The following is a 19,789-nucleotide window of genomic DNA, read 5'->3' on the forward strand; positions in this document are numbered from 1 at the left end:
ATGTTACGAAGACTATTGCATAGCGCGCCGGGGGCAGAAAGCACGTCGGGACAAATGATCGTGAAACCGGAAACGACCAATATCATCAGCGCTGCCCAAGCGGCAGGCAAAAAGGGCCTGCCGCCCGTGCATCTTTGGAACCCGCCGTTTTGCGGCGATCTGGACATGCGCATCGCCCGCGACGGCACCTGGTTCCACGAAGGCACCCCGATCGGCCGGCCCGAGATGGTGCGCCTGTTCTCGACCATCCTGCGCAAGGATGGCGACGCCTATTTCCTTGTCACCCCGGTCGAGAAGATGGGCATCACGGTCGAGGACGCGCCCTTTGTCGCCGTCGATTTCGAGGCCGAGGGGCAAGGCCGCGACCAGCGCCTGACCTTTGTGACCAATGTGGACGACCGCGCCACGGCGGGGCCGGAAAACCCCTTGCGGGTGGTGCGGGATGAGGGGGGCGAGCCCTCGCCCTATGTCCTGATCCGCGCAAATCTGGAGGCGCTGATCGACCGCAAGAGCTTTTACCGGCTGGTCGAGCTGGGTTGCCACGAGCGGCACGAAGACTGCGACTGGTTCGGCATCTGGTCGGGGGGCCAGTTCTTTCCGCTGGTGCCATCGCAAGAACTGGCCTGAAAAGAGGCGCTTTTATCTGGTCAGGCGGTTGGCTAAGCTGCGGCGTTCCTGCAGGTGCTGACCATGATCCCCCAGAAATACGCCCATATCCTTTTCGCCTTTTTCCTGTCCGGCATGATGTCGCTGATCATCACCGCCATCGCGACGCTGCGGACCAGCGGGTTGACCGACGGCTTTGTCGGCATCTGGCTCGGCGCCTGGGTGCCGGGCTGGGCAGTCGCCTTTCCGGCCGTGCTGGTCGTCGCACCGGTCACGCGGCGGATCGTGGCGGCACTGACGCGCTAATGCGCCTCGGCCCAGCTGTCGCCCTGGCCCGCATCCACAACCAGTGGCACCGACAGCCGCACCACCGGATCCGCCGCCTGTTCCATCACCTGCCGCACGGCGGCGATGGTGTCGTCGACGGCCGCTTCATCGACCTCGAACAGCAGTTCGTCATGGACCTGAAGCAGCATCCTTGCCGGCAGATGCGCGATGGCGTCCGGCATCCGGATCATCGCGCGGCGGATGATGTCGGCGGCGCTGCCCTGGATGGGCGCGTTGATCGCCGCGCGTCGGGCGAACCCAGCGGTGGGGCCCTTGGAATTGATCTCGGGCGTGTGGATCTTGCGGCCGAAGAGCGTGGTGACAAAGCCCTGTTCGCGCGCCTCTGACACGGTACGGTCCATGTAGTCGCGGATGCCGGGGAAGCGTTCGAAATAGGTGTCGATGAACCTCTGCGCCTGATCGCGCGGGATGCGCAGGTTGCGCGCGAGGCCAAAGCCCGAGATCCCGTAGATCACGCCGAAATTGATCGCCTTGGCCTGCCGCCGGATCGAGGGATCCATGCCTTCCAGGGGCACGTTGAACATCTCGGACGCGGTCATGGCGTGGATGTCGTGGCCCTGACGGAACGCCTCTCGCAGCGCAGGGATGTCGGCCATGTGCGCAAGGATCCGCAACTCGATCTGGCTGTAGTCCAGCGCGATGAGCTTTTTCCCCGGCTCCGCCACAAATGCGGTGCGGATGCGGCGGCCCTCCTCTGACCGGATCGGGATGTTCTGCAGGTTGGGATCGGTGGAGGCCAGCCGCCCGGTGTTCGCCCCCGCGATGGAATAGCAGGTATGAACCCGCCCCGTTTCCGGGTGGATATGGTCCTGCAGCGCGTCGGTATAGGTGCTTTTGAGCTTGGAAATCTGCCGCCAGTCCAGCACCCGCGCGGGAAGGTCGTGCCCCTCGGCGGCCAGATCCTCCAGCACGTCGGCGCCGGTGCCATAGGCGCCCGTCTTGCCCTTCTTGCCGCCCTGAAGGCTCATCTTGTCGAAAAGGATCTCGCCCAGTTGCTTGGGTGACCCGATGTTGAACCGCTCGCCGGCAAGCTCGTGGATCTCGGCCTCCAGCGCCGCCATCTTTTGTGCGAAGGCATTCGACATGCGCGACAGCACGTCGCGATCCACGCGGATGCCCGCGCGTTCCATCTCGGCCAGCACCGGCACGAGCGGGCGTTCCAACGTCTCATAGACCGTGGTAACGCGCACCTGATGCAACTGCGGCTTGAACAACTGCCACAGCCGCAGGGTCACGTCCGCATCTTCGGCCGCGTATTTCACCGCCTCGTCAATTGGCACCAGATCGAAGGTGATCGCCGATTTCCCGGACCCGAGCAACGACTTGATCGGGATGCAGCTATGCGACAGATACTGCTCGGCCAGCGTGTCCATGCCATGACCGTGCAGGCCCGAATGCATGGCATAGGACATCAGCATCGTGTCGTCGATCGGCGCCACGTCGATCCCGTAGCGGGACAGCATCTTGGCGTCATACTTCATGTTCTGCCCGATCTTGAGGATCGCGGGATCCTCCAGCACCGGTTTCAGCGCATCCAGAACCACCTGCATCGGCAACTGCCCCTCGGCCAGCGCCGCGCTGCCAAAGAGGTCGCCCGACCCGCTGCGGTGCCCCAAAGGGATATAGGCGGCCTTGCCCGGTTCGACCGCAAGGCAGATGCCGACCAGATCGGCGCGCATCTCGTCAAGGCCCGTCGTTTCGGTATCGAGCGCGACATATCCACGTTCACGGATCATGCCGATCCATTCGATCAGCACCGCCTCATCCCGGATGCAGGTATAGGCCGCGTGATCGAAGGGAAGCTGTTCCAGCGAGGGAACAGGCGCGGGCGCATCCCGCGCCTCGGCAACGGGCGTGGGGGCAGGAAGCGGCGCATCCACCCCCAGCTTTTCCGCCACGCGTTTCGTCAGGGTGCGGAACTCCATCAGGTTCAGGAACTCCGTCAGAACCTGCGGATCGGGCCGGCGGACCTCCAGCTCATCCAGCGTGATGGGGACCGGCATGTCGCAATGCAGTTCCACGAGCTTGCGCGAGATGCGGATCTGTTCCGCGTGGTCCTGCAACACCTGCCGGCGCTTGGGCTGCTTGATCTCGCCCGCCCGTTCCAGCAACGTTTCCAGATCGCCGTATTCGTTGATCAGAAGCGCGGCCGTCTTGATCCCGATGCCGGGCGCGCCGGGGATGTTGTCGACGCTGTCGCCGGCCAGCGCCTGCACGTCGACCACCTTTTCGGGATAGACGCCGAATTTCTCGAACACCTCTTCGCGGTCGATGCGCTTGTTCTTCATGGCGTCGAACATCTCGACCCCGTCACCGACCAGCTGCATCAGGTCCTTGTCCGACGAGATGATCGTGACCCGCCCGCCCGCGTCCCGCGCCTGGCAGGACAGGGTGGCGATGATGTCATCGGCCTCATAATCCTCGACCTCAAGACAGCAGATATTGAAGGCCCGCGTCGCGTCCCGGGTCAGTGGAAACTGCGGCCGCAGATCCTCGGGCGGTTCGGGGCGCTGCGCCTTGTAGAGCGGATAGAGCTCGTTCCGGAACGTCTTGGACGAATAGTCGAAGATCACGGCCGCATGGGTCGGCGCGTCAGGGCCGGAATTGCCCTCGACATACCGGAACAGCATGTTGCAGAACCCGGCCACCGCGCCCACCGGCAGCCCGTCGGACTTGCGCGTCAGCGGCGGCAGCGCATGATAGGCGCGAAAGATGAAGGCCGATCCGTCGATCAGATGCAGATGGCTGCCCTTGCCGAATGTCATGCGGGTTCCTCTTGCTCCGGTAACAGGGCAGCCGCCCCATGGTCAGAGCCGGACCGAAAAGGGGCACGCCGGCTATCGATCTCAGACAGCGGGTCGTCAGGCGGGCGGGTCGTCAGGCGGCGGGTTTGTCCGCCCCCGTCGCGGCGTCGGTGCCCGCCATGAAGGCCGCGTGCTTTTCCACTGCGTCCGCGTGGATGAAGCGCTTGTCGCAATAGCTGCAATCGACCCAGCCGATGTCATGGGGGATCGACATCCAGACGCGGGGATGACCCAGCGCGCCTTCGCCCCCGTCGCAGGCAACGCGGTAGGTGGAAACGACCTCGGTTTCCGGCGGGGCGAGGGGATTAGTTTCACGCAGCATCGGGCCTGTTCCTTGTCGCGGGCGGCAAAGCACCTTAAATCGCGGACATGATAACGAATGACGCGCCGCGGGCAAGGGCTGCCGGCGCCGCCGAGGGGAAGGAACCCGCCATGTCGTCTGAACCCAGATCCACCCTCGCCGCCAATGCCATCGAGATCGAGGGCCTGCGCAAGACCTATGCCCCGACGCGCACGACCGCGGGCCACGAGGCGCTCAAGGGCATCGACTTGAACATTCCGGCGGGCTCCATCTTTGGCCTTCTCGGGCCGAACGGCGCGGGCAAGTCGACGATGATCAACATCATGGCCGGGCTGGTGCGCAAAAGCGCAGGCAAGGTGCGCATCTGGGGCTTTGACCAGGATGTGAACCCGCGCCAGAGCCGGGCGGCGATCGGCGTGATGCCGCAGGAACTGAACATGGACCCGTTCTTTACCCCGCGTACCGCGCTTGAGGTTCAGGCGGGGCTTTACGGTGTGCCCGCAGCCCAGCGCCGCACCGAGGAAATCCTCGAGATCATCGGCCTTCTCGACAAGGCAGATGCCCATGCGCGCAGCCTGTCGGGCGGGATGAAGCGGCGCCTGCTGCTGGGCAAGGCACTGGTGCATCACCCGCAGATCCTCGTGCTCGACGAACCCACGGCGGGGGTCGATATCGAACTGCGGCAGATGCTGTGGCAGAACGTGCGCAAGCTGAACGAGCGGGGGATGACGATCATCCTCACCACGCATTACCTCGAAGAGGCCGAGGCGATGTGCGACGAGATCGCGATCATCAACCACGGCGAGGTCATCGTCCGCGACCGGACCGAGGCGCTGGTCGCCCGGATGGACGGCAAGACGCTGGTGATCGTGCCCGACGGGCAGGCCCCCAGCCATATCGCTCTGCCCGCAGGGGTCGCGCTTGACCGCCGCCGCGACGGGACGCTCGCCTTCAGCTACAACCGCCGGGAGACCTCGGCCAATGCGGTGCTGGACGCGGTACGGGCGGCGGGGATCACGATCCGCGACGTTGCCACCGAAGAACCGCATCTGGAGGATGTCTTCGTCGCGCTGACGACCAGCCGCCCCGCATCTGGCGAGGCGGCCTAGCGCCCCTAGGGGCATCCTAGACGGGCATCACCATGCGGCCCAGCGGCCGGCCGGCAAGGATGTGCACATGGAGATGCGGCACCTCCTGCATCCCATGCCCTCCGCTGTTCGAGATCAGGCGATAGCCCGTGCCCTCCGCCCCCGGCTCCAACCCCAGCTTTTCGCAGACGGCCCGGACCGCGCGGGTGAAATCGACGATCTCGGCCTCGGTCGCGGCCTGGGCAAAGTGGTCATAGGTCACGTATTTCCCCTTGGGGATCACCAGAACATGCACCGGCGCCTGCGGTGCTATATCCTCGAAGGCAAGGCTGTGCTCGGTCTCAAGCACGGTCCGGTTCGGGATCTCCCCGCGCAGGATGCGGGCAAAGATGTTCTGGTCGTCGTAGCTGTAGGCCATGGGGTCCTCTTCAGGCTTCTTTTCGGAAACGATCGGCAAGGGACGCGGCCACGGTCGGCTCTGCATCCAGAAAGGCGCCGAGCGTCAGGGCGACATCCAGCGGCCGATCCGCGGGTGTCAGCACCAGCATGTCGGGGGCGACGGCGGCTATCTCGGCCTCCCGGTCCTGCCGGGCGCGGTCGAGAACGGGCAGCAGCTCTGCCGCAGCCGCATCATCCGTGGCCAAAAGCCCCTGCCGCGTGGCATCCGCAAGCGCATCCACGCCGCCCGACAGCCGCAGGATACGCACCCGCCAGCCGTGATCCGCCAGATCGCGCAGCAGCCAGACCATGTCGGGGGTGACGCAGAAGATCAGGCGTTCCCCGCCCGCGACCTCAAACAGGACCCGGAGGAAGGCGTTGACGTGCCGTCCCCGCTTATCCACCGTCGTCTCCAAACCCCCCAGATCGGGCAGCGGGCAATCGGGGTCAGACCAGACATAACCAAAGGCCGGGACGCCCGCGACCGCCCCCGCATCCGCCGCAAGGCGCGCGGCGCGCGGCTGGTCCTCGGCCACGATCACCAAGAGCTCCGCCCCCCGGGGCGGCCCCGCGCCCTCATCCCAGATGCGGCGGCCATGACGGCGGCCGACCCGGCCACGCCCCGTCAGAAAGCCGTGAAGCGCGTGGCCATCGCCGCGCGCGGGGGCCTGATGGGTTTCCGCCAGATAAAGCGCTGCGAGCTTTTCCTTCAGCCCCCGCGCCTCCGGCGAGATCTTGCGGGCGAAAAGGTGATCCTGCGCCATCAGCAGGTCCAGGTGATCGTCGTGAAATACCGCCGGGATGCCGTAGTCCGAAAAGATCAGGAAGGTCAGCGTCCTGCAGCGGATCTGGCTGCGCGGAATGAGATGGGGCACGAGCGTCTGGAAAAACGTCTCATCCGGTATCCATGTGCGGCGGAAGAACCTGGGAATGTCGGGCCGGCTGCGACAGAATGCCAGAACTTTCTCGACCGTCGTCCGGCGCAGGCACCACCACTGCGACCCGATCATGAAGCGCAGCCCGTCCGGCAACCGCCGCGCAAGTCCGAGTTTGCGCTGCAATTCTATCGCGCCGTAGAACAGGGCCTTCTGCCCCCGTTCATTGAAGAAGTGGCGGTAGATCAGACGTTCATCCCGCAGGCCGACCTTGATCCAGGTCGAGGTGAAGAAATCGTAGTTCTCGATGAAATCCGCATCGTTCCGGGACAGAAACTCATGGATGACCCGCGCGGGCTTGATCGGCAGGCAATCGCCCGACAGCATGAAGGCGTGACTTGCCTTGGGGAAAGCCGCAAGCGCCGTTTCCAGCGCGTTCAGCGTCGCCTGCACCAGCGACCATTCGCCCCAGGCACAACGCACGCGCCGCCGCACGATCGCGACATTCGGGTCCCCGCCCAGTTCCTGCTGCAGCCGCGCGAAATCCTGCCGCCGCGCCTTGGCGTCCATGTGAATCGCGATATAGTCCCCCGCCGCCGTGACACGCCGGGCCTGCGCGATCACCGCATCCGGGTTCTTGTGGCAAAGAAGTATGAACGCGATCCTGGCCATTGGACACCGGCTAACCACAGGTTCCCCCGGTTTAGAGGCTCGGCGCACCGGTTGCAAAGGCGGAAATGGTCTGGTCTTTTGCGGCCTCGGCAGAAAGCGGCGCAGGAAGGGGGCAAACCCATGGACACAGCCAAGTCATTCCCCTCGGTCTGGGTGACCCCGAGCGGCAGCCTCGCCTATGGCGTCATCCCGAAATGCGGCTGTTCGACCATCAAGCAGATCATGCATTACGCCGACCACGGCAGCTTCTACGTCGGCGAGCGGATCAGCGAGGGCTTCCATACCTGGGCCGATGAAGAAAGCCGCCCCGCCATCGTCACGGCAGCCGAAGGCGGCGCGATCCGGTTTACCTGCGTGCGCAACCCCTATCGCCGGCTGCTCTCGGCCTTCTTCGACAAGATCTCCACACGCGGCGAGAACGGCAAATTCTACCGCCAGAGGCAGATGCGCGACGATCTGCGCGCCTATGGTATCCGGCGCGAGCAAGGGCAGAACCCCGACGCCCAGATCCGGAACTTCCGGCGCTTCGTCCTTTTTGCCCGCGATGCGAAAAGGTTCAAATCGCCCTCTCCCCCGGATCTGCACTGGGCGGCCATATCGGGATATGTGCAGCGCTATGTGCGCGGCGGCGGGCGCTATGACGCGATATTCCCGCTCGAACGGCTGAATGAGGGGATGCAGAAGGTGCTCGACCAGGCGCAGACGCCCTACAAGGTCGATCTAGGGTCGGTTCCGCGCTTTAACGAAAGCGCCGAGAACGGCCCGAAACGCGCGCATCCGGTCGAGGCCTATTTCGACGATCTCACGATCCAGATCATGATGGATGCCTATGGGCGCGACTTTGATCTCTTCGGCTATGACGCCACCAACCCCGCGCGCGAGGCGCCGGTGCGCGAGCCGGACCTCGACCGTATTCACGCCACGCTTTTGGCCTAGCCGCCGGGCGCCGGGCATTCCGCGGCAGCGGCGCGGCGGGATGGCCCGCGGGGCCTGACCGCCGCGCCCCGCCCGCCGCGCGCGCCCTAATGGGTCAGATCACGCCATGCTGGCGAAAGAGGGCGCGCAGATCGGCCTCGGGTCGCGCGCCAAGATGGCTGATGACCTCGGAGGCGGCGATGCAGCCCATCCGCCCGCAGGCCGGCAGGTCGTGACCATTCGCAAGCCCCCAGAGAAACGCGCCCGCAAAAAGATCGCCCGCCCCGGTCGCATCGACGATCCGGGTCGGAATGGCCGGGACGTGCCAACGTTCCCCGCCGGCCAGAACATGCGCACCCTTCTCGGATTCCGTGCAGGCCACCATCGCGGTATCCGCCGCCGCCATGGTCAGGGCGGTGTCGAAATCCTCCACCTCATAAAGCGACAGGATCTCGGCGCGGTTCGCAAAGAGAAGGTCAACGTCATCCCGGATCATCCGGCGAAAGGCCGCGCGGTGCCGGTCCACGCAGAACGGGTCCGACAGCGTGAGCGAGACGCGGCCGCCCGCCCCCTTGCAGGCCAGAATGGCCTTTTCAAACGCCGCATGGCTTTCGGGCCCGTCGAAACGGTACCCTTCCAGATAGATCCATTCCGCATCCGCCATCTGCGATTCGAAGATGTCGGACGACGAAAGAAACTCGGTGACGCCCAGATAGGTGTTCATCGACCGCTCTCCGTCGGGGGTCACGATCACCAGGCAGCGGCCGGTTTCCTGCATCGCATCGGCCGGGGCAAGGGGCGTGTCGTAATCCGCCCCCTGCGCGCGCAGGTCATGGGCAAAGATCGCGCCAAGCTGGTCGTCCTTGACCTTGCCGACATAGGCTGTGCGCCCGCCGAGCTGCGCGAAACCGGCGATCGAGTTGGCCGCGGACCCGCCGCTGATTTCCCGCGCCGGGCCGATGCGGGAATAAAGGTCCACCGCCCGCTCCATGTCGATCAGTTGCATGATGCCCTTTTGCACGCCGGCCTCGGCCAGAAAGGCGTCGTCCGCCCGCGCCAGCACGTCGACCATGGCATTGCCGATGCCGACCAGCTGATACTTCTTCATATGGTCTTTTCCTCAAAAAGGCAGAGATCGCGGATCAGGCAGACCCCGCATTTCGGTTTGCGCGCCACGCAGACATAGCGGCCGTGCAGGATCATCCAGTGATGGGCGTGTTGCTGAAACTCGGCGGGGATGTGATCCTCGATGGCGCGTTCCACCGCATCGACATCCTTGCCGGGGCAGATACCGCTGCGGTTCCCCAGCCGGAAGATATGCGTATCGACCGCCTGCGCCGGCATCCGGAACCACATGTTCAGAACCACATTGGCCGTCTTGCGCCCGACACCCGGCAACGATTGCAGTGCGGCCCGGCTCGACGGGACCTCGCCCCCGTAATCGTCGACCAGAATGCGGCTCAGCCGGATGACGTTCTTTGCCTTGTTGCGAAAAAGGCCGATCGTCTTGATATGTTCGATCAGCCCCTCTTCGCCCAGATCGAGCATCTTTTGCGGCGTATCCGCAATCTGGAACAGGGCGCGGGTCGCGCGGTTCACGCCGGCATCGGTGGCCTGCGCGCTCAGCGCGACCGCGACCAGAAGGGTATAGGCATTCAGATGCTCCAGCTCTCCCTTCGGCTCGGCCTCGGCCTCGCGAAAGCGGCTGAAGATCTCGTGGATCGCATGATAATCGAGCTGGCGCACCATGTCCCGCCTATGCCGCCAAAGCCGCCCGCAGGCAAGCCCGGCCGCAGAACAAGGTTTGCGAAAGCGCAATTTTCGGGTCGCGGCACCCCCCCGAACCGCCTAACCTTGGCGCAAGGAGAGACCCCGATGCCCGAAGATCACGCCTATCACTATGCCATCATCGGACGCGCCCTGCGGATCATCGAGACCGAGGGGCCGCTTTCGCTCGAAGACCTCTCGGCTCGCCTGCAGATGAGCCCCGCGCATTTCCAGCGTACCTTCAGCCGCTGGGTCGGCGTATCGCCCAAGCGGTATCAGCAGTATCTGGCGCTGGACCATGCGCGCAGCCTGCTGGCCAACCGTTTCACCACGCTGGAAACGGCGCTGGCGACCGGGTTGTCGGGGGGCGGGCGACTGCATGACCTCTTTCTGCGATGGGAAGCAATGAGCCCCGGCGACTATGCCCGCGCGGGGGACGGGCTCGACATCCGCTGGGGACTTTTCCCCTCGCCCTTCGGCGAGGTGCTGGCGATGGCCACGGACCGGGGCATCTGCGGCCTTGCCTTCACCGCCGAGGTCGGGGCGGACGCAGCCTTTGCCGACCTTGCCGCAAGGTGGCCCGCCGCGCGCTATACCAACGCCCCTGAAGCGATCCGCCCCTGGGCCGAGGGCGCCTTTGGCGAGGGCGGGCAGACACCCCTGCACCTGATCGGCGCGCCTTTCCAGATCAAGGTCTGGGAGGCGCTGATGAACATCCCCTCGGGCCATGTGACGACCTATTCGGCGCTTGCCGCCGCTGTGGGTCACCCCAGGGCCGTGCGCGCGGTCGGAACGGCGGTCGGCCGCAATCCGGTCAGCTGGCTGATCCCCTGTCACAGGGCGCTGCGCAAGTCCGGCGCGTTGGGGGGCTATCACTGGGGCTTGCCGGTCAAGCGCGCCATGCTGGCCTGGGAAGCCGCCCGCCACGACGCTCGCGCAGACGCCCAAGCAGAGGCCGGTATTGAAACAACTCTCGCCGCAAGTTGATGAAGATGCAGGTTCCCGCGCACACCTGCGACCTATCCGCCCAGCGGAACCGGTGATATAGCTGCCGCGTTGTCCGCCAGAACGGATATTTTCATTGAGAGGTTAAGACCGATGCATATGCGGTTTCCCCTTGCTGTCGTGGCTGTGAGCGCCCTTGCCCTCGGGGCTTGCGCGCCCACCCCCGGCGTCTACGATCCCTATACCGGCCAGCCGGTGAACGAAAACCAGCGCGCGACCACCGGCGCGCTGACCGGCGCTGCGATCGGCGCGGCCATCGGCGGCAGCCAGCGTGGCGGGAACCGCCTGGGTCAAGCGGCCGTCGGCGGCGTCATCGGCGCGGCCCTCGGCGGTGCAATTGGTGCAAGCCTTGACCGTCAGGCCGCCGAACTGCGCAACTCCGTCGGCAACAATGTCGATGTGCGCAACACCGGCAGCGAACTTGTCGTGACCATGCCGCAGGACATTCTGTTCGCGACGGACAGCGCCACCTTGCGCCCCGATCTACAGGCCGACCTGCGCGCCATCGCGAACAACCTGCTGAGCTATCCGAACAGCACGATCCAGATCGTCGGACACACGGACAGCACCGGCACCGCCGCCTATAACCAGAACCTGTCCGAGCGCCGGGCGAATTCGGTCGCGCAGGTGCTGCGGAACTCGGGCGTGCCGTCGAACCGGATCATTGCCTATGGTCGCGGTCAGGATCAGCCCGTGGCGAGCAACGCGACCGCAGAGGGCCGCGCCCAGAACCGCCGGGTGGAGATCATCATCCGTCCGACGTCCTGACGCAGCTCCCACGGGAATATGAAAGGCCGGGCCCCTGCCCGGCCTTTTTTCATTGAGCAGGCGCCGCCCCGCGCCTATGACAGGGGCAAAGTCAGGTCGGCCATGCCCTTTGAAAAGATCCAGTCCGAAAAGCTCTCGCACGCCGTGACCCGCCAGATCGAGGAACTGATCCTGCGCGGCCTCCTGCGTCCAGGAGAGCGCCTGCCGGGAGAGCGGGAGCTTGCCGAACGCCTGGGAGTGTCACGCCCGTCGCTGCGCGAGGCACTGGCCGACCTGACCGCGCGGGGGCTTCTGGTGGTGCGGGCGGGGTCCGGCATCTATGTCGCGGACATCCTCGGTTCGGCCTTCGCGCCGCCGCTGGTCGCGATCCTCTCCTCGCATGAAGGGGCGGTCGATGACTACATCGCCTTTCGCCGCGATATCGAGGGTCTATCGGCGGAACGGGCGGCGCGTCTTGGGTCGGATACGGATCTCGCCGTCGTCGATACGATCTTTCGCAGGATGCAGGCTGCCCATGCCAGCCGGGAACCGGCGCTGGAGGCGCAGCTCGACGCGGAATTCCACCTGTCGATCATCGAGGCAAGCCACAATGTCATCATGCTGCACATGATGCGGTCGATGTATGACCTGCTGCGCGAAGGCGTGTTCTACAACCGCCAGACGATGTTCCGCAGCCGCACGACCCGCAGCATGTTGCTGGACCAGCATCAGGCGATCAACGCCGCCTTGCAGGCCCGTGACGCCGCCCGCGCGCGGGCGGCGGTGGAGACGCATCTGGATTACGTCGCGCAGGCCATCGGCGAAATCCGGCGGACCGAGGCGAATGACGCGATCGCCCGGCGCCGCCTGCAGCACGAACAGTCCCGCGGTAAATGAAAAACCCGGGCGGTGGCCCGGGTTCGTCGTTCTCGTAAAGGCATGTGGCTCAGTGCAGCCGCGTCTCGACCTGACGGATCGAGTCGTCGATCAGGCGGCTCGCATCCTCGGCGGAAAGCTTGCGCGCGATCACGTCACCCGCGACGGCAACGGCGACATTCACCGCCTCGTTGCGCACGGCGGCGACCGCAGCAGCCTCGGCCGAGGCGATCTGGTCCTCGGCGGCCTGAAGGCGCCGCGCGATCGACACGCGCAGGTCTTCCTTGGCCTGTTCGGCCGCCCGCAGCGCTTCATCCCGCGCGTTGGTCACGATCCGCGCCGCCTGTTCCTGCACCTCTTTCTGCTTGCGCTCATAGGATGCGAGGATGGTCTGCGCCTCTTCCCGCAGGGCACGGGCCTCAGCCAGATCGTTGCGGATCGTCACGGCGCGGTTGTCGAGCAGACCCAGCACCTTTTGCGGCACCTTGAAATAGGCCAGAACCGCAAGAAAGGCGATGAAGCCCAGCAGCACCACGAAGTCGGTGTTGTAAAGCGAGAAGAACGGACCTTCCGCGGCCATCGCGGGCGTGCCCGCAAGCACCAGAAGAAGCGAGAGCTTTTTCATCGTTCTACCCTTTCACCCGGGCGGCCACGCCTTCGGCGATCATTTCGGCATCCGGGGCGACGCCCATGGCCGAGACGATTTCCTGCGCGACGTCACGGGCCACCTCGCTCACGCTTGCCATGGCAGAGGCGCGGATTTCGGCGATCCGTTTCTCGGATTCGGCGGCGCGTGCCGCGATTTCCGCATCGGCCCGCGCGGTCGCTGCATCCAGATCAGCCTGAATCTCGGCCCGGGCGGTCGCCACTATACGCCCAGCCTCGGCTCGTGCCTCGGCAAGCGCCTGATTATAGGCAGCCTCTGCCTCGGTCGCCTTCAGCTTCAGTTCTTCCGCGGCGGCCAGATCGTTGGCGATGGTGCCCCGGCGTTCCGCCAGAACCGCCCCGATCCGCGGCAGGCCGATGCGCGTCAGGATGAAGTAGATCGCGACAAGCGTGACCAGAACCCAGAAGATCTGGTTCGGAAAGGTCGAGACGTCGAGCTGCGGAATCCCGCCCGGTTCGCTCGAATAGGTCTCATGCTCCATGTCGTCCTCCTGGAACCCGAAAATCGACCGGACGGGCCAACGCGGCCCGCCCGTCCTAAGAAGGGATCGTCAGGATCAGACGGCGAACATCAGCAGCAGGGCGATCAGGAACGAGAAGATGCCCAGAGCTTCGGCGAATGCGATGCCGACAAAGAGGTTCGCGGTCTGGCTCGGGGCCGCCGCCGGATTGCGGAGCGCGCCAGCAAGGAAGCTGCTGGCGATGTTGCCCACACCGATACCAGCGCCTGCAAGCCCGAAGGCGGCAAGACCGGCGCCGATGTATCTGCCCATATTTGCGAGTTCGCCTTCCATGTCGTGCTCCTATTGGTTGGAATGGCTTCTTTAAGACCTGACCGGATCAGTGATGCGAATGCAGCGCGTCGCGCAGATAGACGCAGGTCAGGATGGTGAAAACGTAGGCCTGAACCACTGCCACCAGCAGTTCGAGCGCATAGATGGCGGTGATCGCAAAGATCGGAACGACCGAGGCGATGCCCAGCGCGCCTGCAAACCCGGCAAAGACCTTGATGACGGCGTGGCCGGCCATCAGGTTGCCGCCAAGACGAATGGAATGGCTGACGGGGCGGACGAAGTAGGACACGACCTCGATCACAGCGAGGATCGGCCGGATCGCCAGCGGCGCCGACGTGACCCAGAACATGCCGAGGAACCCGATGCCCTGATTGACGAACCCGAGGATCGTCACGCCGAAGAACACGAGCAACGCCAGCGTCGCCGTCACCGCGATATGCGAGGTCGAGGTGAAGCTGAGCGGCACGAGCCCGAGAACGTTCGCGAAGAGGATGAACAGGAAGAGCGTCATCACATAGGGGAAATACTTGACCCCCTCCTTGCCGGTCACGTCCTCGACCATCGAGTAGACGAAGCCATAGATCATCTCGGCCACGGACTGGCTGCGGGTCGGGACGATGGCGCGGCGGCGCGTGCCCAGAACCATCAGCGCGGTCACGGCGAGAACGGCGAAAAAGAGCCACAGCGTCATGTTCGTCGGCGTGTACCAGTGCACCTGGCCATCCCCGAAGAGAGGCCTGATGATGAACTGGTCCATCGGATGGATCGCAAAGCCTTCCGCCGCCATGCTATTTCCCTTCGTCCCTCGCGGATCGCTGATCCGCTTCGCTCTTTTCCTGCATCTCGCGCGCGGATTGAAGCATCACCTTCACCCCGGCCACGAGACCGATCACCACGAAGAGCACCAGAAACAGCGGCCGCGTTCCGAAAAGCGCATCCAGTCCCATCCCGATGCCCAGGCCGATCACGAGACCGGCCACAAGCTCTATCACCATCCGCCAGGCAATCTCGCCCTGCGAAAAGCCCCTGGAGGTTTCGCCGCGCTTCGGCTCCGCCGCGGCGCGGGCTTTGGCGATCCTGTCGGACAGCGCGCGCAGACGCTCATCATCCGGATCAGGTGCCATCTGTCCCCCAAGATCAGTCGCCGGGAACCTAGAAAGATGCACCCGCCGAGTCAAGCAACGATATGCAGCCGCAGAAATAACGCAATCTTCTGATTTTCCTTGATAAAATTGCAGGCGCCCGTGATGGGCCCGCCCTGCGGACCCAAAAGCCGCACCCCGTCATATTCAACCCTTCGGTTGACCTATTGACGCAATCGGATCAATGCTCTGGCGATGACACCCACACTCGACATGGTTTTTGCGGCGATTGCCGACCCGACGCGGCGGGCGATCCTGGCCATGCTGCTGGAAGACGACATGGCCGTCACGGATGTGGCGGAACCCTTTGCCATGTCGCTTGCCGCCGTGTCCAAGCATCTGGGCGTCCTGGCCGATGCGGGGCTTATCAGCCAGGAAAAGCGCGGGCGGGTAAAGTGGTGCAAGCTGGAGCCCGACGCGCTGCGCGAGGCGAGCGTCTGGATGCAGGGCTTCGGTCAGTTCGAGCCTGTGCATCTCGACGCGTTCGAGCGGTTTCTGGCGGCAGAGCTTTATGCAGACCCTCAGGGAGACGGGGCTCCGGATGATGGGACTCAGGATGACGCGCTTCAGGATGATGGGGGCGGGGCCGGTGTCTGACCCTCTTCGTTCTTGAGCAGGATGACCAGCGCCAGCACCGACAGGCCCACCCCCGGCAGGACAAGCGCCGGCGGCACGCCATTGCCCATCGCAACCTCCCACAGGATGACGAAGCTCGGAACCAGATACGTATAGGCCATCACCTTGGCCGAGGGCAGCCGCATCGCCGCGTATTGCAGCAGGAAAAACGTGATCGCGCTGGCGACGACCGCCACATAGACAAGGGTGACCCAGACGATCGGGGGCAGCGACATCCAGTCGGTCGCCATCACGTCGCCCCAGCTCCACACCAGCAGGATGACAAAGCCGCCCGTCATCACCCCGAAGGTCGAAACGACCGACGGCTCCCCCCGGTTCAGCAGGCGCAGGAGCGGCGTGAACAGGGCGTGGGTCGCGCAGCCGATGAAATAGATGGCCTCCCCCCGCCCCACGTGGAAATTCATCAAGAGGGCCACATCCCCGCGAAAGATCACCCAGAGCGCGCCGCCCGCCCCCACCGCAAGCCCCAGCGCCATGCGCGGCGTCAGGACCTGACGCAGCAGCAGATAGCCGAAGCCCGCCGTCATGATCGGGGTGAGCGTGAAGACAGCGCTGGTGGATACCGGCGTGGCGGTTTTCAGCCCCTCGAACATCAGCACGAAATAGGCGGCAAAGAGCGCCCCCAGCAGCAGGAAGCGCCAGGGCGCGCGGAACTGTTCACGGCGCAGCCCCGGCCCTGCCCAGGAAAACAGCCCCAGAAGGATCGCCGCTATGGCAAAGCGGGCTGTGCTGATCGCGGTCGGCGAAATCTCGTTCGCGGCAAGCGCGCCGAGGCTGAACGACCCGGCGACACCTGCCGCAAAGCCGAGCATCGCCAGATGCCCCCGCGCCGCCTCTGACATGGCGCGGGGCGGGGCGGCGGTCAGATGTTCTCCCATGACCTTGCGGCCTCCTTCAACGCGGCAAGACAGGCCTGCACCTTGGTCGTGCGGTGCAGGTCCACATGCGTGACCAGCCAGAGTTGCGCCGACCAACCTGGCCGGGGCGGCAGTATCTGAACGAGATCCGGCTTTTGCGCGGCAAGATAAACGGGCATGAAACCTATCCCCGCCCCGGCCAGCACGGCCTCATGCATCGCAAGTATGTCGCTGCTGCGATACGTGACGCGTTCCGGCGGAACCGTGTCGCGCAGCCAGCGCAGGAAGGGCGGGCGCAGGGCGTCGGCATCGTCGCCGATGAAATCATGATCTGCCACCAGCGCGGCTTCATCAGCGGGCAGACCCTGCCGCGCGACATAAGCAGACGAAGCGTAAAGCGCGTGGCGCAGGGTGACAAGCGGCTGAATGACGTTGTCGGGCTGTTCCGGCGGGTTCCCGGCCCGGATCGCAACATGCGCCTCGCCGTATTCGAGGCGGAACAGGCGGTCGCCGGCCAGAAACCGGATCGCGATGCCCGGATGCCGGTCCCGGAACTGAACCAGCGTAGGCGTCAGCAGCGAGCGGAGTTCCGGCACCGACGTCACGATCACCTCGCCGCGCACCTCGGATCCGCCGCCGCGAATGCGGCCCGAAAGCTGGGCGAACTGATCCTCGGTCGCCTGGGCCACGCGCATCAGGTCGAGCCCCGCCTCGGTCGCGGTGTAGCCTCGCGGGTGGCGCTGAAAGAGCTTGGTTCCCAGACGCTTTTCCAACGCATCGATGTGGCGGATCACCGTGGCATGATGCACACCCAGTACATCGGCTGCCCCCGACACCGTGCCAAGTCTGGCCGCATGATAGGCTGTGCGGATCTCGTCCCAGGTTTCCAAGCGGTTCCTTCCTGTCCCTGACCCTGTTCTCTGTCCCATGACGGCGCTGAGCCCAGGGGACAGGGCCGCGCACGAGAAGCTCACGAAATGATCATGAAAACGTTAGTGAACGCAATCCGGAAAACCGGCGTTGTCCCGACGAGCAAGCCAACGATGGCTTGCAGCACTGACCAGACCAGAAGCGATACGCCCGATCGGGCTGTTTCGTAAAAAGGAAAGGAAAGACCATGTTGAACAAGACCCTTATTGCCGCCGGTATCGTTGCTTTTGCCGCTCCGGCTTTCGCGCAGAACTACGTCGCCGACTCGACCTCCGATCAGGTCGCGGACCAGCAAGTGTTCGAGGAAGCAGGCGTCGTGCCGCAAACCTCCGTTCCGGCAGAACCCCGCGTTGAGGCCCCCGCCCGCGCGATTGCAGCGAGCCCGCTGCTGGCCTCTGGCGAAGCGATCTTCGATTGGGGATCGCATATTGATACGGCCGATGACCGTGGCATCGTGACCCCCGGCAAGATCCAGCTCGCAGCTCCGTTGGGCCTCGACCCGGCAGAGTTCACCACGGCCGAGCTGGTTGACCTGTCGGCTCGGAACCTCGACGGCGTTTAAAGTCCTCTGACAGAACCTTGGGCCCCGGCATCTGCCGGGGCCTTTTTCTTTGCGATGCGCCCCTCGGCGCCCTTGTGCGCTTGACTCGGCGCCCTTCCCCGCGTAAGGCCACCCCCGTATCCGGAGGTTCGCCAGCCTTCCGGTCCCTGACCTTTACAGGGATCGCCACCCGTCAGCGAGGTTTCGCCCGCGGGTGACATTGGCGTTTGGGCCGTTTCCCCTTATCTGGGGAAACATCATGAGGCAAAGGGTCAAGGAGGACCGCGCATGTTCGAGAACCTGTCCGAACGCCTGTCAGGCGTATTCGACCGGCTGACCAAGCAGGGCGCGCTGTCCGACGACGACGTGGCCACCGCCCTGCGTGAGGTCCGCGTCGCGCTGCTGGAGGCGGATGTCTCGCTCCCCGTGGCGCGGGATTTCGTCAAGGCCGTGCAGGCCAAGGCGACCGGTCAGGCCGTGACACGTTCCGTCACGCCGGGCCAGCAGGTCGTCAAGATCGTGCATGACGAACTTGTGGCTGTGCTTCGCGGCGCTGACGACCCCGGCGCGCTCAAGATCGACAATGCCCCGGCGCCGATCCTCATGGTCGGACTTCAGGGCTCGGGCAAGACGACCACGACGGCGAAACTCGCCAGACGGCTCAAGGACAAGAACGGCAAGCGGGTGCTCATGGCCTCGCTTGACACGAACCGTCCGGCCGCGATGGAACAGCTTGCGATCCTGGGCCGTCAGATCGGCGTCGATACCCTGCCGATCGTCAAGGGTGAGACCGCCGTGCAGATCGCCCGCCGGGCGAAGACGCACGCGAGCCTTGGCGGCTATGACGTCTACATGCTCGACACCGCCGGTCGTCTGCATATCGACGAAGTCCTGATGGATGAGGTTCAGGCCGTCCGCGATGTCGCAAACCCGCGCGAAACGCTGCTGGTGGTCGACGGCCTGACCGGTCAGGACGCGGTCAATGTGGCGTCGGAATTCGACGGCAAGGTCGGCATCACCGGCGTCGTTCTGACCCGGATGGACGGGGACGGGCGCGGCGGCGCAGCGCTGTCGATGCGCGCGATCACCGGCAAGCCGATCCGCTTCATCGGCCTTGGCGAAAAGATGGACGCGATCGAGCCGTTCGAGGCGGAACGGATCGCCGGCCGCATCCTCGGCATGGGCGATATTGTCGCGCTGGTGGAAAAGGCGCAGGAAACGCTGGAGGCCGAACAGGCCGAGCGGATGATGAAGCGGTTCCAGAAGGGTCAGTTCAACATGAACGACCTGAAGATGCAGCTGGAACAGATGCTGCGCATGGGCGGCCTTGAAAGCATCATGGGCATGATGCCGGGCATGGGCAAGATGTCGAAGCAGGCCGCCGATGCGGGCTTTGACGACTCCGTCCTGCGGCGGCAGATCGCACTCATCAACTCGATGACGAAAAAGGAACGCGCCAACCCCGACCTTCTGCAGGCGAGCCGCAAAAAGCGGATCGCCGCCGGCGCGGGGCTGGAGGTCTCGGAACTCAACCGTCTTTTGAAGATGCACCGGCAGATGGCCGATGCGATGAAGAAGATGGGAAAGATGGGCAAGAAGGGGATGCTGAAGGGCGCCATCGCGCAGATGTTCGGCAAGGGCGGCGTGCCCAAGGAACTGGCGGGGATGGACCCCGCGCAACTGGCGGCCCAGATGCCGGGCCAGTTGCCGCCGGGCCTGTCAGGTCTGGGCGGCGGGCTTCCGCCGGGGCTTTCGGGGCTGGGGGCGCGCAAGAAATGACC

The 19,789-nt window shown here is 64.9% G+C and carries 23 protein-coding genes; 10 read left to right on the top strand and 13 right to left on the bottom strand.

Annotated features, from left to right (window positions below):
- Positions 1 to 54: 54 nt before the first annotated feature.
- Positions 55 to 627: a DUF1285 domain-containing protein gene (locus tag ACFSGJ_RS04985; RefSeq protein ID WP_390259895.1), complete on the top strand. Its 573-nt coding sequence runs from the start codon at positions 55 to 57 to the stop codon at positions 625 to 627.
- A gap of 63 nt (positions 628 to 690) precedes the next feature.
- Positions 691 to 912, top strand: a complete 222-nt coding sequence (locus ACFSGJ_RS04990; RefSeq protein ID WP_390259896.1) for a DUF2798 domain-containing protein — start codon at positions 691 to 693, stop codon at positions 910 to 912.
- On the opposite strand, the gene polA is transcribed toward ACFSGJ_RS04990, so the two are convergent.
- Both polA and ACFSGJ_RS05000 read right to left on the bottom strand, forming a co-directional pair.
- The gene (polA, locus tag ACFSGJ_RS04995) at positions 909 to 3,719 is read right to left on the bottom strand and encodes a DNA polymerase I (protein ID WP_390259897.1); all 2,811 of its coding nucleotides are present in this window, start codon (positions 3,717 to 3,719) and stop codon (positions 909 to 911) included. The genes ACFSGJ_RS04990 and polA overlap by 4 nt on opposite strands.
- Positions 3,720 to 3,831: 112 nt before the next feature.
- Positions 3,832 to 4,080, bottom strand: a complete 249-nt coding sequence (locus tag ACFSGJ_RS05000) for a zinc-finger domain-containing protein (protein WP_390259898.1) — start codon at positions 4,078 to 4,080, stop codon at positions 3,832 to 3,834.
- 110 nt (positions 4,081 to 4,190) lie between these two features.
- Between ACFSGJ_RS05000 and ACFSGJ_RS05005 the strand changes: the two genes are divergently transcribed.
- On the top strand, positions 4,191 to 5,168 hold the full coding sequence (locus ACFSGJ_RS05005) for an ABC transporter ATP-binding protein (RefSeq protein WP_390259899.1): 978 nt from the start codon (positions 4,191 to 4,193) through the stop codon (positions 5,166 to 5,168).
- A 16-nt stretch (positions 5,169 to 5,184) separates the two neighbouring features.
- Here ACFSGJ_RS05005 and ACFSGJ_RS05010 read toward each other — a convergent pair whose 3' ends face one another.
- Positions 5,185 to 5,565, bottom strand: a complete 381-nt coding sequence (locus ACFSGJ_RS05010; protein WP_390259900.1) for an HIT domain-containing protein — start codon at positions 5,563 to 5,565, stop codon at positions 5,185 to 5,187.
- Positions 5,566 to 5,575: 10 nt separating this feature from the next.
- Entirely contained in the window at positions 5,576 to 7,132 is a 1,557-nt protein-coding gene (locus ACFSGJ_RS05015; protein ID WP_390259901.1) for a DUF5928 domain-containing protein, read from the bottom strand.
- Between the two features lie 120 nt (positions 7,133 to 7,252).
- On the opposite strand from ACFSGJ_RS05015, the gene ACFSGJ_RS05020 reads away from it, so the two are divergent.
- Positions 7,253 to 8,068: a sulfotransferase family protein gene (locus ACFSGJ_RS05020; RefSeq protein ID WP_390259902.1), complete on the top strand. Its 816-nt coding sequence runs from the start codon at positions 7,253 to 7,255 to the stop codon at positions 8,066 to 8,068.
- A gap of 94 nt (positions 8,069 to 8,162) precedes the next feature.
- On the opposite strand, the gene ACFSGJ_RS05025 is transcribed toward ACFSGJ_RS05020, so the two are convergent.
- Entirely contained in the window at positions 8,163 to 9,155 is a 993-nt protein-coding gene (locus tag ACFSGJ_RS05025) for an adenosine kinase (RefSeq protein ID WP_390259903.1), read from the bottom strand.
- Positions 9,152 to 9,796, bottom strand: a complete 645-nt coding sequence (gene nth, locus ACFSGJ_RS05030; protein ID WP_390259904.1) for an endonuclease III — start codon at positions 9,794 to 9,796, stop codon at positions 9,152 to 9,154. The genes ACFSGJ_RS05025 and nth overlap by 4 nt, the downstream gene beginning before the upstream one ends.
- A gap of 126 nt (positions 9,797 to 9,922) precedes the next feature.
- On the opposite strand from nth, the gene ACFSGJ_RS05035 reads away from it, so the two are divergent.
- The 3 genes from ACFSGJ_RS05035 to ACFSGJ_RS05045 all read left to right on the top strand — a co-directional run bounded on the left by ACFSGJ_RS05035 (position 9,923) and on the right by ACFSGJ_RS05045 (position 12,463).
- Positions 9,923 to 10,801: a methylated-DNA--[protein]-cysteine S-methyltransferase gene (locus tag ACFSGJ_RS05035; protein WP_390259905.1), complete on the top strand. Its 879-nt coding sequence runs from the start codon at positions 9,923 to 9,925 to the stop codon at positions 10,799 to 10,801.
- A gap of 111 nt (positions 10,802 to 10,912) precedes the next feature.
- Positions 10,913 to 11,587, top strand: coding sequence for a YiaD family glycine zipper/OmpA-like lipoprotein (locus tag ACFSGJ_RS05040; protein ID WP_390259906.1), 675 nt, complete (start codon positions 10,913 to 10,915; stop codon positions 11,585 to 11,587).
- Between the two features lie 102 nt (positions 11,588 to 11,689).
- Positions 11,690 to 12,463, top strand: a complete 774-nt coding sequence (locus ACFSGJ_RS05045) for a FadR/GntR family transcriptional regulator (protein WP_390259907.1) — start codon at positions 11,690 to 11,692, stop codon at positions 12,461 to 12,463.
- Positions 12,464 to 12,512: 49 nt separating this feature from the next.
- Here the strand turns inward: ACFSGJ_RS05045 and ACFSGJ_RS05050 are convergent, their stop codons facing one another.
- From ACFSGJ_RS05050 to ACFSGJ_RS05070, 5 genes are all read right to left on the bottom strand, one after another.
- Positions 12,513 to 13,067, bottom strand: coding sequence for a F0F1 ATP synthase subunit B (locus ACFSGJ_RS05050; protein WP_390259908.1), 555 nt, complete (start codon positions 13,065 to 13,067; stop codon positions 12,513 to 12,515).
- A gap of 4 nt (positions 13,068 to 13,071) precedes the next feature.
- Entirely contained in the window at positions 13,072 to 13,590 is a 519-nt protein-coding gene (locus ACFSGJ_RS05055) for a F0F1 ATP synthase subunit B' (protein WP_390259909.1), read from the bottom strand.
- Positions 13,591 to 13,665: 75 nt separating this feature from the next.
- On the bottom strand, positions 13,666 to 13,902 hold the full coding sequence (locus tag ACFSGJ_RS05060; RefSeq protein WP_390259910.1) for a F0F1 ATP synthase subunit C: 237 nt from the start codon (positions 13,900 to 13,902) through the stop codon (positions 13,666 to 13,668).
- Between the two features lie 46 nt (positions 13,903 to 13,948).
- Complete coding sequence (locus ACFSGJ_RS05065) at positions 13,949 to 14,689, bottom strand: F0F1 ATP synthase subunit A (RefSeq protein ID WP_390259911.1); 741 nt, start codon at positions 14,687 to 14,689, stop codon at positions 13,949 to 13,951.
- A 1-nt stretch (position 14,690) separates the two neighbouring features.
- A complete protein-coding gene (locus tag ACFSGJ_RS05070; protein ID WP_390259912.1) occupies positions 14,691 to 15,026 on the bottom strand; it encodes an AtpZ/AtpI family protein in 336 nt (111 codons plus the stop codon).
- A gap of 213 nt (positions 15,027 to 15,239) precedes the next feature.
- Here ACFSGJ_RS05070 and ACFSGJ_RS05075 point away from each other — a divergent pair, with 213 nt between their 5' ends.
- Positions 15,240 to 15,641, top strand: a complete 402-nt coding sequence (locus ACFSGJ_RS05075; RefSeq protein WP_390259913.1) for an ArsR/SmtB family transcription factor — start codon at positions 15,240 to 15,242, stop codon at positions 15,639 to 15,641.
- Here ACFSGJ_RS05075 and ACFSGJ_RS05080 read toward each other — a convergent pair.
- Both ACFSGJ_RS05080 and ACFSGJ_RS05085 read right to left on the bottom strand, forming a co-directional pair.
- Positions 15,611 to 16,558: a DMT family transporter gene (locus ACFSGJ_RS05080; RefSeq protein ID WP_390259914.1), complete on the bottom strand. Its 948-nt coding sequence runs from the start codon at positions 16,556 to 16,558 to the stop codon at positions 15,611 to 15,613. The genes ACFSGJ_RS05075 and ACFSGJ_RS05080 overlap by 31 nt on opposite strands.
- The gene (locus ACFSGJ_RS05085; RefSeq protein ID WP_390259915.1) at positions 16,543 to 17,427 is read right to left on the bottom strand and encodes a LysR family transcriptional regulator; all 885 of its coding nucleotides are present in this window, start codon (positions 17,425 to 17,427) and stop codon (positions 16,543 to 16,545) included. The genes ACFSGJ_RS05080 and ACFSGJ_RS05085 overlap by 16 nt, the downstream gene beginning before the upstream one ends.
- A 227-nt stretch (positions 17,428 to 17,654) precedes the next feature.
- Between ACFSGJ_RS05085 and ACFSGJ_RS05090 the strand changes: the two genes are divergently transcribed.
- Both ACFSGJ_RS05090 and ffh read left to right on the top strand, forming a co-directional pair.
- Positions 17,655 to 18,029 carry a hypothetical protein gene (locus ACFSGJ_RS05090; RefSeq protein ID WP_390259916.1) on the top strand — a complete coding sequence of 125 codons (375 nt, stop codon included), beginning with the start codon at positions 17,655 to 17,657 and terminating at the stop codon, positions 18,027 to 18,029.
- 267 nt (positions 18,030 to 18,296) lie between these two features.
- On the top strand, positions 18,297 to 19,787 hold the full coding sequence (gene ffh / locus ACFSGJ_RS05095) for a signal recognition particle protein (protein ID WP_390259917.1): 1,491 nt from the start codon (positions 18,297 to 18,299) through the stop codon (positions 19,785 to 19,787).
- Positions 19,788 to 19,789: the final 2 nt, after the last annotated feature.

Origin of the sequence: Halodurantibacterium flavum (assembly GCF_042681825.1) — a bacterium.
GTDB lineage: Bacteria > Pseudomonadota > Alphaproteobacteria > Rhodobacterales > Rhodobacteraceae > Halodurantibacterium > Halodurantibacterium flavum.